Consider the following 13209-nt stretch of genomic DNA (forward strand, 5'->3'; position numbering starts at 1 on the left):
TGAGAATTAGCTTGGCATCTTTATTTTAATGTCTTTTACTTAACCATAGTACACCAGATTTTGCGAGTCTCGGCAATAATCCTGTCATTGGCTTTTTAGCCATATTTCCAAATCCGTCTGATTTTCCTAAGGAACCTAAAGTTCCTTTTAATTTGAGAGGTTTCGGCTTCTTCGGCTGCTTTTCGTTTAAAACAGCTAGAAGAATTTCTGCAATCTGTTCTCCCTGCAGACCGGCAAGCTGGGCGCTTGGCGAATATTCACTGGAAGCACAATCACCCAAAACATATACAGAAGGATCTTCCGGAACCTGATAAAAATCATTGACGACTACTTTACCGTGCCGATCTTTAGTATATGGAAGCTCACGCACAAGCCAATTAGGCTGTACTCCGGCAGTCCAAATGGTAACATCATTTAAATAGCAAACGCCGTTATTGCATACGCCATCATGTTCTACATATTCCACCGTTGAATTATGTATCACATCCACATTATTTTCTGTCAGCCATCTTTCTACATAAGCCTGGATTTTGCTGTCCAGGGTTTTTAATACGGTATCTCCCCGGTCAAGGAGGCGGATATTTAAGTCTGGTCTGCTTTCACGAATTTCAGAAGCAACCTCAATACCACTTAAGCCCGCCCCGATAACAGATACTTTTCCATATGCCTTTAAGTTCCCTACTGCAACACCAGCTTTTCTTGCTTTCGCAAAGGTTTGAACGCTTTCTGTGTATTCCTCTGCTCCAGGGATTCCATGATAATTGTCCTCGCAGCCTAATCCGATAATCAAATAATCGTAGAGAACAATGGAATCTTCATCTTGAATAATAATCTGTTTATTATCCACATCAATTTTTGTGATTTCCCGAAAAATATATTTTATGCGGGAATCATCTGGAAAATCAACGCGGACATCATGGTCTGCTGAAGTTCCAGCAGCAATTGCATAGAACTCGGTTTTCAGTGAACGGAATGGATTACGGTCAATTACAGTTATATGTATATTATCGGATAATGTTTGGCTAAGAAGGCCAAGCAGCGTTTTAACACCGCCATATCCACCTCCAACAAGAACAACTCGCTTCATTGTGTTACACCCCTTATTTAATTTGAAACTCTTCCAGATACTAGCGTAACAAATTATGAAGGCGATGTCATTAAGATTAAGGCAGTAGTTTGTTAATCGTAAAAGGATAATTTATTCAAAAAAGTCAATCTATTATAGGGGTTTTTAGTTTTTCTAAAGCAACTAATATTAGAGGAGAAAATTCATTAAGAAAAGGCCTTTTTTCTTCAAATAAAATTTTACATTTATTTAATAATTAATAATAATTGGATTTTCCTTTTTTGTCTTCATAAAATTGTGACTTAGGTGTATACTGTTCGAGTTCAACATAGAAAGTAAGAGGCATAAGGAGGAAATTGTTTTGTTTAAGATGTTTAAGCCAGCACCGGAAAAAGAGAGGCTGCCTGAAGATCAAATTGATTCCCATTATAAGAGACTCCGTTTTCAAGTGTTTATGGGAATATTTATTGGTTACGCAGCATACTATTTACTTCGTAAGAACTTTTCCCTGGCAATGCCTGGATTAATTGAAGAAGGGTATTCTAAGGGCGAGCTTGGAATTGCGCTATCTGCTGTATCCTTAGCATACGGAATCAGTAAATTTATTATGGGTACTGTATCAGACAGGAGTAATCCACGCGTCTTTTTAACAAGCGGGCTCGTATTATCTGCTGTTGTCAGTTTATTAATGGGGTTTGTTCCATTCTTTACATCTTCTATTGCTATTATGTTTGTTATGATGTTTTTACTAGGATGGTTTCAAGTTATGGGATGGCCTCCATCAGGACGTACCCTCGTTCACTGGTATAGTGTAAGTGAACGCGGTACAAAGACTTCAATTTGGAATGTTGCCCATAATGTTGGCGGAGGATTAATGGCTCCAATTGCAACATTAGGAATGACTATCTTTGCTGGAAGCTATTTCGTAGGCTATGAAGGTGTATTTATCCTCCCAGGGATTGTTGCTCTGCTGCTTGCAGTTGTTGCATATATGCTAATTCGTGATACTCCCCAATCAGAAGGATTGCCGCCAATTGAGGAATATCGTAACGACTATCCGACAAACAATAAAAAAACATTAGAAACAGAATTAACAACGAAAGAAATTCTTTTCAAATATGTTTTAAATAATAAATGGGTATGGGCAATTGCATTCGCCAATATATTCGTTTATTTTGTGCGTTATGGAGTGCTGGACTGGGCTCCCACCTACTTGAATGAATCAAAAGGATTTGAAATGAGTGAATCCAGTTTCGCTTATTTCTTATACGAATGGGCTGGAATTCCAGGTACACTGCTATGTGGTTGGATTTCCGATAAATTCTTTAAAGGCCGTCGCGGGCCTGCCGGCGTGGTCTTTATGTTCGGAGTACTGCTTGCTGTTCTTGTTTACTGGCTGAATCCGGCTGGAAATCCGATGATTGATAATGCAGCATTAATTGCTATTGGCTTCTTAATCTATGGACCGGTTATGTTGATCGGTTTACAAGCGTTGGACTTAGTACCTAAGAAAGCAGCTGGGACTGCAGCAGGATTAACAGGCTTATTTGGTTACCTGGGCGGTGCAGTAACAGCCAATATCATTATGGGTTATGTTATTGATCACTTTGGCTGGGGAGGAAGCTTTATATTATTAATTGTTTCCTGTGCCTTGGCAATGTTTGTCTTTGCATTAACTTGGAATGTGCGCGGACAAGAAGTTGTAAAGAATTAAAATCAGAAAAATATTTTTTGTTTAGACGAAAGAAAAAAGTGGCAGTATCTCTTTATATTTATGAGATATGTCACTTTTTTTATGGGAAAATATTAAAAAAGGGAATAGCTTGCTAGAGTTTTAGAAATAATGGTACGATTAAGAGTGCTTTTTGATTAATAAGTTAAAACATTTTATAGATAATAGAAGAAAAAGGAGTTGCCTATGGCAGGAATGAAATCAATCCCGTTTACTGTAGCAAAAAATGAGCAATTTTTTGATCGCTTAGGAGATTATATCGGCGATGTTTTTTATGATATTTTACCTGAACAAGGCTTTGAGCTGCGCGATGAACAAATTTATATGGCATTTCAGCTCGAGCAGGCTTTTAAGCATAAAAAGACAATCTTTGCAGAAGCAGGTGTCGGAACAGGGAAAACGATTGTCTATCTATTGTATGCAATTTGTTATGCCCGTTATATGAGAAAGCCGGTTATTATTTCATGTGCTGATGAAACATTGATTGAACAGCTGGTCAAAGAAGGCGGAGATATTGATAAGCTTGAAAAAGCACTTGGCTTGGAAGTAGATGTCCGTTTGGCTAAAGCACGTGAAAATTATCTTTGCATGAAAAAACTGGACCCTTTGTCCGAATACACTGAGGATGAAGAAATTCTGGATGTACATGATTCTGTTCCAGACTTTGTTTTTGATCAGGGTATCTCGATGCAGTCATTTTATCCTTACGGGGACCGGAAAGATTACCCATGGCTTTCTGATAAGCAATGGGAGCAGATTGGCTGGGACCCTTTGAAGCAGTGTGCAACATGTGACTTTAGACATCGTAGTGCGCAGACATTGCATCGTGATTATTATCGCCATGCCCAGGATATTATTATCTGCTCACATGATTTTTACATGGAGCATGTCTGGACGAAAGAATCACGGATAAGAGAAGGCCAGCTTCCATTACTTCCAGAAGCAGGTGCAGTTGTGTTTGATGAAGGGCATCTGCTGGAATTTTCAGCACAAAAAGGGTTAACCTATCGTTTTAACTATCAGAATATCACAAATGTCCTGACAGGATACCAGGGGCAGGATGTTCGGGAAGAATCGCTGCAATTAGCAGAGGACATTATGACGCTTCATGATGATTGGTTTGATCTTATTACAGAAATTGCAGTACGTGTAGAAGGATCTAATCGGCTGGAAATCCCAAGAAATCCAAAAATGATTGAGATGGCTGAGCGATTAGAAAAAATGGTTCAAGAGTTATTAGAACAGCTAGTTTTTGATGCAGAATTGTTTACTATGGATGCGTATCATACAAAGATTATTGAAGAATATCTGGAATTTTTCACGTACGGGTTATCGATTTTCCTAAAGGATGATGAGGGAGTTTACTGGCTGGAAGAGGATGGAGATGAAAGTAGTCTGGTTATTATGCCGAGGCTCGTAGAGGATGTTTTGCGGGAAGAAGTATTCCAAAAAAATATTCCATTTATTTTCTCTTCCGCAACGCTTTCTCAGGATGGTGACTTCTCGTATACTGCAAGAAGTCTGGGTGTTGATTCATATGAGTCATTTTCTGTCGAATCCCCATTTGAATATGAGAAAGTACGTACGATAAAAGATCATAGCTATACGGATGATACAGAAAAGTTTGAAGGAATTGCGCAGCAGCTTCAGGATAATGAAGGCCACAGCCTTATTTTATTCCGTTCCGAAGAGGAGATGCAGGTGTTCCGGGAATGGGCGCAAGAAAAGGAATGGTCATTTGACTTATTATTTGAGGGTGACAAGGAAATCAGTGAATTGGTTCGTACGTTCCAATTAAACGCTTCTTCCACGCTTTGTGCATATCATTTATGGGAAGGGCTGGATGTACCAGGGGAATCATTAACACAGGTTATTATTGCTTCCTTGCCATATCCGCCGGATGATCCTGTATTTAAAGCAAAACGCAAGCATGCAGGGAATCCATATGAAGAAATCGATTTACCTTATATGCAGCTTCGTTTAAAACAAGGTATAGGCCGTTTAATCCGTACGGAGCACGATAAAGGAGTTGTGCATATTTGGAAACAGGCTTAAATCTAAAACGCTCTGTTCGCCGGACAGAAGTTTTTAAGATTAAACAACAGTTTGAACAAAAAGACCCTTGATACGTTTAGACGTATTAAAGGTCTTTTTGTTCATTAATCAAGTCGATAAAATGTGTAAGGATTTTAGCAGTAAGCCCCCAAATAGTTTTATCATCATATCGGTAGAAGAGTTCTTCCAGAGCCCTGATACGCCATTCATAGTCCTCACCGCCGACAATAAGATGGTAAGGGAAGTTGTCCTCTGGCTGTATTTCCAGATGCACTTTATATTTTTCGGGTGTATTCTCTAAGAAGAAGGAGAGCGGCACAGTAAAAATATGATCCACTTCATCAGGATTTGGTTGGATATTTTTTAGGTTTTTCAGCTTTCCGATAAAAGGATAAATGATTCTTCCTAAATCATTTACAATATAATCGAGCGGAATTGGTTCGGATATATCTTGTTTTGTTATACCCAGTTCTTCAATTGTTTCCCGGATAGCAGTATAATCAGGGCTCTTATCTTCCGGATCCATGCGTCCTCCTGGAAAACAGATATCTCCCGGCTGGCTTCTTAAGTTCATCGAGCGGACTTCAAAGAGAATATGAGTTTCTCCATTCACTTCAATCAAAGGAATCAAAACAGAAGATCGTTTAAAGTGCTGATGTCCCATTAATGCAGGAGTACGATCTTTTAATTCGTTCAGAATATTTTCTATCTGCATGCCGTATCCTCCCTAAATTTCTTACTAAGTTCTATTTCCATTCTAGTATGCTTTCAGGCTGCTGTCATGTATAGCGTTTAGAATCTATAATATGTATACGAGTTGAAATTTATCCTTTTTAGACAACATGTTAATATAAAGATAACAATTTCTGCTAGAATAAGAATTGAAATGAGAAAGGCGGGTGCGAGATGAAGCATGCTATCTATCAAATGGATATTATCCCTGGAGACCCGGAAGGTAATCGTAAACACATCAAGGAATGGCTGGAAAAACAGGTAGGAACAGAGAAACCTGATATTATTGTTCTTCCGGAAATGTGGACGACTGCATACACATTAGCACAATTAGAGAAAATTGCTGATTTGGATGGAGAACCTACAAGGGGTTTTTTGAAAGAATTGGCTAAAAAGCATCATGTGCATATTATTGGCGGATCATTTGCTAATAAAGTGGATGGTGCAATCTATAATACAGCACTTGTTATCAATAATGAGGGAGAGGAGGTCTATACATACGACAAAATACATCTTGTCCCTATGTTAGATGAACCAGACTACTTAACAGGTGGGAAAAAACAGGTACGTCTGTTTGAGTTAGACGGAGTAAAGATGGGACTGCTTATTTGTTATGATCTTCGTTTTCCAGAGTTAGCCCGAGAATTGGCGATAGCAGGAGCTGAGGTGATTTATATAACAGCAGAATGGCCATCAGCACGTAAGGATCATTGGAAGGCACTTCAAATGGCACGGGCCATTGAAAATCAATGCTATATTATTTCAAGTAACCGGGTAGGTTCTTATAATGGGGTTGATTTCTGCGGAACCTCATTAGTTGTAGACCCATGGGGGACGACTGTTAAAGAGGGATCGGAAGAACGAGTAGAAACACTGATTGAGACAATTGCTATTTCAAATGTGGAACGTATACGCAGCGAAGTTCCCGTATTTAAAAGCAGGGTGCCTGAAATGTATCAAGGCTGGAAATAAAAGCAATATAAAAGACTCCAATGTCAGTGCAGTCCCCGAAAACCAGAATGTAAAATCTGATTTTCGGGAGTAATCACTGTCGCATGGAGTCTTTTTTAATGAATAGAATGGTTATTGATATTTGGCGGTTCTTTTAATTCGCCGGTGCATACATTTTCTGTAATATGAACCTGGGAGGTCTTCCCTTTGTTGTTAATGAATTTGAATACCCCATTATTGAAATCTGTTCCAATCTCTTTATAGAAAATTCCTTCGTATAAATTATGCTTGGAACGGGTGAATTTCAAACGATATTGTCCGGGTGCTTCACTGTCTTCCTGGATAAATGCACGTACGCCTTTTTCGTAAATAGTATCATCTGTACTTTTTAATGTACGGTCCACGGAAACAATGTGAAGGTCGATGAAAGAAATTTCCCGGAGAAGCACGTTGACAAAAGAACCTTTCGTAATCTCTTCCCAACGGTTTTGTGCGCTTTGCCCAATAATAATTTGTGTGATATTGTGCGTGTGCGCTACTTCTTTAATTGCTCTTACGGAACGTTTCTCATTATCACGTATAATAAATTCCTCTACATCTAGTTCCTCACACAGCTCCTTCCAATGTTCGACAAAACCTGATTTATCTGCATCAAATTCATCGTAAGGAAGGGCATCTACTGTTAAAACGTATAATGGGCAATCCATGATTTGTGCCAGCTTATGGCCCCGGCGGATAAGGCGTTCTCCGTTGGGACCATAATAAACACATACTAAAATACTTTCATCCATGCGACCTCTGATTTTTTTCATCGTATCTACCGCACCTTTCTTTCATAGTCATTTGCTATTTATATTTAAAAAATCAATATTTATCCGAAAAGGAACTGAATTGTTTTATTCTTAATTTAACCTGGAAAGAGAAGGTATAAACCTCCTCGTGACAGTTTCTTTACCTTTAAACCGTATCATTTTAACATGTATTTCGATTTTCGTATAGTACCAGGGAAGAAAAAATTTGAAGAAGTAATTGACATATAAAAAAGTCTTTATTCCTACTAATTATGATTATCATAAAGTCCTTTATACAAGTATTTCTTCCAAGTTGCAAGTAAATTTAATTATATCCTTTTAATTCAGTTAAAGTGACACAAAAAGATTTTATAAGCGTATCACAACGTCATGCATGCAAGTACAGATAAATTCTTGTATAATATTTATGTGTGATTGTGAAGACTTATTGTTTTAGTGTGTGTTCTGCTGAGGCCTGTAAAAATATGACCTCATGATTGATGCTGCAACTTCGTGTTATTTTTATCAGATTGTTCGAACAACCATTTTAACACCTCATAATGCCTTTATATTCTACTGCAAGAAAGGCTTATTATTTTTTACCACGATTTTTCACAGCATGAGTGTCCGTAATTTTCCTCTGTTTGGGCATGAAAAACATTTTAAATATGTTAGGGCAAAGTGTCCCGCTAAATCAAGTTTCGTTTAATCAAAGTGAGTAATATCCCTTTCAATACGATTGAAATTGCTTAAAGAAGCAATCATAAAGTATTGATTTAACCACTTAACCGCCTTTTATTCAATTCACTTGCACTGTAATCCTGAAGGCGTTCTTCTAACATAACCTTATTGTGACGAGGAGCATAGACAGTCTGTTATAAATGTTTTCCAGAATAATATGTTTTTCTATCATTAGATTAGCATTTTACGGACAAAATAACCATTATGTTTGTGATATTCGTTTTTTCATTCATCACAATGGGTAGTTAGTAAATAACATACTTTCTAAAATAAAATGTGTGTGTACTTTTTATACGTCAACAAAGAGTATAAGGAAAACGAAGGATGTAAAGGTAAGGGATTATTGCCTGAGTTCCCCGGATTATGTGTGGGAACGCAAGTCAAGGGCAAACGATACTTGAAATTTTCGAAGCATAATCACGAAAAAGAAAATCAATAAAATGATAGGAGGTTCTCGTTTGTCGACTTTAGTACTGGCTATTTTTATACCATTTTTAGCTGCTGCAATTATACCCTTCTTATATAAATATTTGAAAAACATTCATGTCGGCTGGTTTGCTATTCTGGTACCGACAGGTTTATTCATTTATCTTGCTTCACTTATCCCAGCCATTTCAAGCGGTGAAGTTATTGTACAGACAATAAATTGGATTCCAAGCTATGGAATAGATATAACGGCTTATCTGGATGGACTCAGTCTTACATTGGCATTATTAATTTCCGGAGTTGGAGCTCTTGTTATTCTTTATTCCATCTATTACCTTTCTTCTAAAGAGCCAATAGGCACGTTCTATACATACCTCATGCTGTTTATGGGGGCTATGTTAGGTGTCGTTATGTCAGACAATATGCTTGTATTGTATGTCTTTTGGGAATTAACAAGTATTTCTTCCTTCTTGTTAATCGCATTCTGGTACCAGCGAAAACGTTCCAGAGAAGGTGCCAAGAAGTCATTAATTATTACCGTTTCTGGCGGTATCTCCATGCTGGTTGGTTTTATTATGGTCGGTTCCATGTCAAATACATGGAGTATCCGCGAAGTAATTGCAAATGTAGGAGCGATTAGCGACCATGCTTTATTTATACCGGCGATGCTGCTTGTCCTGCTTGGCGCTTTTACCAAGTCGGCTCAGTTCCCGTTCCACATCTGGCTTCCGGATGCCATGGAAGCACCTACCCCAGTCAGTGCTTATTTGCACTCCGCAACAATGGTAAAGGCAGGTATCTATCTTGTTACCCGGTTCACGCCAGTTTTTGGCGGAGAAGCAGTCTGGTTCTGGGCGGTTACAGGAGTCGGGATATTCACACTCTTCTGGGGCTCCTTTAATGCCGTTCGCCAAACAGATTTAAAAGCATTGCTGGCTTATTCTACAATCAGTCAGCTCGGAATGATTATGAGTATGTTTGGTATGGGATCCGCTGCTCTTTATTTAGGCTATTCAACAGAATCAGTAGTATATACAGGAGCAACATTTGCAGCGTTATTCCACTTAGTAAACCATTCTACGTTCAAAGGTGCTTTATTTATGGTTGTAGGTGTTGTGGACCACAGTGTAGGCACACGGGATATCAGGCGGTTAGGGGGATTAATAACATTAATGCCGGTTACCTTCACAATCGCAACTGTCGGAAGTATGTCTATGGCTGGATTACCCCCATTTAATGGTTTCCTGAGTAAAGAGATGTTTTTTGTATCCACTCTGGAAATTACAGAAGCAGGATTCTTTGGCCTGGGGACATGGGGTATAGCCATTCCAATTATTGCTTGGATAGCGAGTGTTTTTACATTTGTTTATTCAACCGTATTTGTTGTAAAAACATTCCTGGGACCTTATAAAGAAGAAAAATTAGAGCATCCGGCTCATGAACCGAAACCGGGTATGCTCATTTCTCCAATTATACTTGGACTGCTTGTTATTGTATTTTTCTTCATGCCGAATATTGTTGGAGAGAATTTGATTACTCCTGCTATGAACGGGATTTTCCCGACATTCGCTGCAGAAGGTGCCGAGCTTGGAACACATATCCATGCCTGGCATGGATTTAAGCCTGAATTATTTATGACAATTGGAGTTGTTCTTTTCGGAGTGCTGCTGTTCATAACAAGGAAATATTGGTACGGCGTATACAATCTGTTCCCTGAAAAACGCTCTATAAATGTGTTTTACGGCTTTGTATTAGATCAGATTGAGGATAAATCGACTGTTATTACAAATAAGTACATGACGCGTTATTTGCGCGATTATATGGTGTATATCTTTGCCTTCTTTATTTTAGCAATTGGTGGTATTTTCATTTTTACTGAAGCGTATTATTTTACGCTTCCTGAGAATGCACCCATTTCTAATTTTGAGTGGCTTGTCATACTGGCTATGATGATAGCAGGAATTACCATTTTATTTGCGAAATCACGGCTGACAGCAATTGTTTTAAATAGTATTTTAGGCTTTGGTATTTCGATTCTTTTTGTACTGTTCCGTGCACCCGATCTGGCGTTGACACAAACGATTATTGAAGCAGTAACAACGGTTTTATTTCTTGTTGCTTATTATTTTCTGCCTGAATTGGATAAGGAAGATACAACGAAGAAAACGAAAAGTATTAACCTGTTTATATCTATCGGTGTAGGAGTGGTATTTACTGCTGTAGCGTTAGGGGTTCAGGGAAACAAAGCGTTTGATACTATTTCAACCTTCTTTGAAAATTCCTATGAGCTTGCGGGCGGAAAAAACATGGTAAATGCCATTTTAGGTGATTTCCGGGCATTTGATACGATGATGGAGGTCGTCGTGCTTTTAATTGCAGGTATTGGTGTATATACAATGATCCGGGTGAAAGCCAAGAAGGAGAGTGATCAGATTGAAGATAAATAATGTCATTCTCCGTACAGTGGCCAAACTTGTTTTCTTTATTATTCTGACGCTTGCGGTATATTTATTCTTTGCAGGTCATAACAGTCCAGGCGGAGGGTTCAGCGGCGGGCTGGTTCTTGCTTCCGCGCTGGTATTATTATTTATTGTGTTTGATATTGAAACCATCCAAAAAGGTTTGCCAATTGACTTTAAACTGGTCGCTGCCTTTGGAGCCTTTTTATCCGTAGGTACAGGATTTGGAGCATTGATATTTGGAGACAACTTTTTAACACAAGCCTTCGATTATTTTAATGTACCTTTTTTCGGTGAAATAGAACTGACAACTGTTACGATTTTTGAAGGCGGCGTTGCCTTGGTCGTTGTAGGTGTTGTTGTAACAATCTTATTAAGTATTAGTGAGGATGAGTAAATATGGAAACGTTAGTAACCATCCTGGCAGGTGTATTAGTAACAGTAGCAACTTACCTCTTACTGTCAAAGAGTTTAATTCGTGTCATTATCGGAACTGCGATTTTAACTCATGCAGCGCATCTTATTATTATGGTAGTTGCCGGCTTAAAGACTGGGACTGTGCCAATTGTCGGTGAGGGAGACCCAGTAGATCCACTTCCACAGGCATTGATTTTAACGTCAATTGTTATCGGTTTTGCGGTAACTGCGGTTTCTCTTGTTCTTGCTTATCGAACATACCAGGAGATTGGGACAGATAAACTAGATAAGTTACGGGGGAATCCAGATGAATAATATAATTGTTATGCCGATGATGCTCCCGGTCCTGGTCGGGATTATCCTTTTATTCTTAAGACCATATGTAAAAACGCAGCGGACAATCTCATTATTGGTATTTCTTGGGAATATCGGTATTAGTGTCTATGTACTGCAGCTAATTCAGCAAAATGGTGTTATGCGACTTGATTTTGGCGGCTGGCAGCCTCCTTTTGGAATCTTGTTTGTTGCTGACAGCTTTGCCATGCTGCTTGTGTTGTCATCAAGTGTGGTTGCTGCAGCGTGTTTAATTTATTCCTTTTCTTCGGTCAAACCATCCTTTGAAAAGAACTTTTTCTATTCCTTTGTTTTATTTCTGATAGCAGGGGTAAATGGTTCCTTTCTGACAGGAGATATTTTTAACCTGTTTGTCTGTTTTGAAATTATGCTTCTGTCATCTTATGTGCTGATTGCATTTGGAGGAAAGAAAAGACAGCTTCGCGAGTCAATAAAGTATGTAATTATTAATGTTGTCTCTTCCTGGATTTTCCTCGTAGCCATTGCTTATTTATATGGAGTAGTTGGAACACTTAATATGGCACATATATCAGAACGTATTGCAGAAGTAGGGCAAACACCTATGGTGACTGTTATCAGCGTCGTGTTTTTAACTGTATTTGCATTAAAAGCTGGGTTATTTCTATATTTTTGGCTCCCGGGATCTTATTCCGTTCCAATTACTCCAATTGCGGCTTTGTTCGGAGCGTTACTGACAAAGGTCGGAATTTATGCGATGTTCCGCGTATTTACGCTGCTGTTTTACCAGGAACAGCAAATTACGCATACGCTGATTGGAATTTTGGCGGCATTAACTTTAATCGGTGGAAGTATTGGAGCAGTTGCTTATAAGGATATCCGGTTAGTAGCTTCTTACAATGTAATCATTGCGGTTGGTTTTATTCTGGTGGGCTTGGCTGTGGCAACGCCATCTGCTATAGAAGGATCCATTTACTACTTGATTCACGATATTATTATAAAAGCACTACTATTTTTACTGGTAGGTACAATGATTGCAGTAACTGGGCAAACTAGAATAGACGAGATAAGCGGACTTATTAAGAACCATCCGCTACTTGGGTGGCTGTTCTTCCTGACAACCTTGTCCTTGTCTGGAATTCCGCCGCTGAGCGGCTTTATCGGCAAGGTGCTGATTGGTGAAGGGACTGTAGCAGCAGGATCGTATGTTTTATTAGCTCTTGCGTTTATTTCAAGCATCTTTGTTCTATACTCTCTTATGCGTATTTTCCTTACCAGTTTTTGGGGGGAAACGATAATAAGTAAGGATGAAGAGGTACCAGCTAAGAAAGGCTGGATTGTTTCTACTTGTATTTTAGCATTAGGGACGATTGCTTTGGGATTAGGCGCAGAGCCTATGTCTGTGTATGTCCAGGATGCAGCGGAAACTTTATTAAACCCGCAAATCTATATTGACGCAGTACTCGGAGGTAATTAATCGGCTGGAATGTAATATTTTAAGCTCGAATTATCTGGTCTGCCTTTCTG

General features: G+C 38.8%; 10 protein-coding genes. 7 read left to right on the plus strand and 3 right to left on the minus strand.

The features are described from left to right. Positions 1–25: 25 nt before the first annotated feature. Positions 26–1087, minus strand: coding sequence for an NAD(P)/FAD-dependent oxidoreductase (locus tag OSO01_RS17775; protein ID WP_147211787.1), 1062 nt, complete (start codon positions 1085–1087; stop codon positions 26–28). Between the two features lie 340 nt (positions 1088–1427). Between OSO01_RS17775 and glpT the strand changes: the two genes are divergently transcribed. Both glpT and OSO01_RS17785 read left to right on the plus strand, forming a co-directional pair. Continuing rightward, positions 1428–2780, plus strand: a complete 1353-nt coding sequence (gene glpT / locus OSO01_RS17780) for a glycerol-3-phosphate transporter (RefSeq protein WP_147211788.1) — start codon at positions 1428–1430, stop codon at positions 2778–2780. A 204-nt stretch (positions 2781–2984) separates the two neighbouring features. Continuing rightward, on the plus strand, positions 2985–4853 hold the full coding sequence (locus OSO01_RS17785) for an ATP-dependent DNA helicase (RefSeq protein ID WP_147211789.1): 1869 nt from the start codon (positions 2985–2987) through the stop codon (positions 4851–4853). An 85-nt stretch (positions 4854–4938) separates the two neighbouring features. Here OSO01_RS17785 and OSO01_RS17790 read toward each other — a convergent pair whose 3' ends face one another. Continuing rightward, positions 4939–5568, minus strand: coding sequence for an NUDIX hydrolase (locus tag OSO01_RS17790; protein WP_147211790.1), 630 nt, complete (start codon positions 5566–5568; stop codon positions 4939–4941). Between the two features lie 191 nt (positions 5569–5759). Between OSO01_RS17790 and OSO01_RS17795 the strand changes: the two genes are divergently transcribed. Beyond that, positions 5760–6557, plus strand: coding sequence for a carbon-nitrogen family hydrolase (locus OSO01_RS17795; RefSeq protein ID WP_147211791.1), 798 nt, complete (start codon positions 5760–5762; stop codon positions 6555–6557). A gap of 95 nt (positions 6558–6652) precedes the next feature. On the opposite strand, the gene OSO01_RS17800 is transcribed toward OSO01_RS17795, so the two are convergent. After that, on the minus strand, positions 6653–7348 hold the full coding sequence (locus OSO01_RS17800) for an adenine nucleotide alpha hydrolase family protein (RefSeq protein WP_147211792.1): 696 nt from the start codon (positions 7346–7348) through the stop codon (positions 6653–6655). Between the two features lie 1178 nt (positions 7349–8526). Here OSO01_RS17800 and OSO01_RS17805 point away from each other — a divergent pair. The 4 genes from OSO01_RS17805 to OSO01_RS17820 are packed head-to-tail and all read left to right on the plus strand — an operon-like array spanning position 8527 to position 13159. Beyond that, positions 8527–10941 carry a Na+/H+ antiporter subunit A gene (locus tag OSO01_RS17805; protein WP_147211793.1) on the plus strand — a complete coding sequence of 805 codons (2415 nt, stop codon included), beginning with the start codon at positions 8527–8529 and terminating at the stop codon, positions 10939–10941. After that, complete coding sequence (locus OSO01_RS17810; protein WP_147211794.1) at positions 10928–11350, plus strand: Na(+)/H(+) antiporter subunit B; 423 nt, start codon at positions 10928–10930, stop codon at positions 11348–11350. Before OSO01_RS17805 ends, OSO01_RS17810 begins: the two co-directional genes overlap by 14 nt. Positions 11351–11352: 2 nt before the next feature. Next, positions 11353–11685 carry a Na(+)/H(+) antiporter subunit C gene (locus tag OSO01_RS17815; RefSeq protein WP_147211795.1) on the plus strand — a complete coding sequence of 111 codons (333 nt, stop codon included), beginning with the start codon at positions 11353–11355 and terminating at the stop codon, positions 11683–11685. Beyond that, on the plus strand, positions 11678–13159 hold the full coding sequence (locus OSO01_RS17820) for a Na+/H+ antiporter subunit D (protein WP_147211796.1): 1482 nt from the start codon (positions 11678–11680) through the stop codon (positions 13157–13159). Before OSO01_RS17815 ends, OSO01_RS17820 begins: the two co-directional genes overlap by 8 nt. The last annotated feature ends 50 nt before the right edge of the window (positions 13160–13209 follow it).

Origin of the sequence: Oceanobacillus sojae, from assembly GCF_007991515.1 — a bacterium.
Classification (GTDB): domain Bacteria; phylum Bacillota; class Bacilli; order Bacillales; family Amphibacillaceae; genus Oceanobacillus; species Oceanobacillus sojae.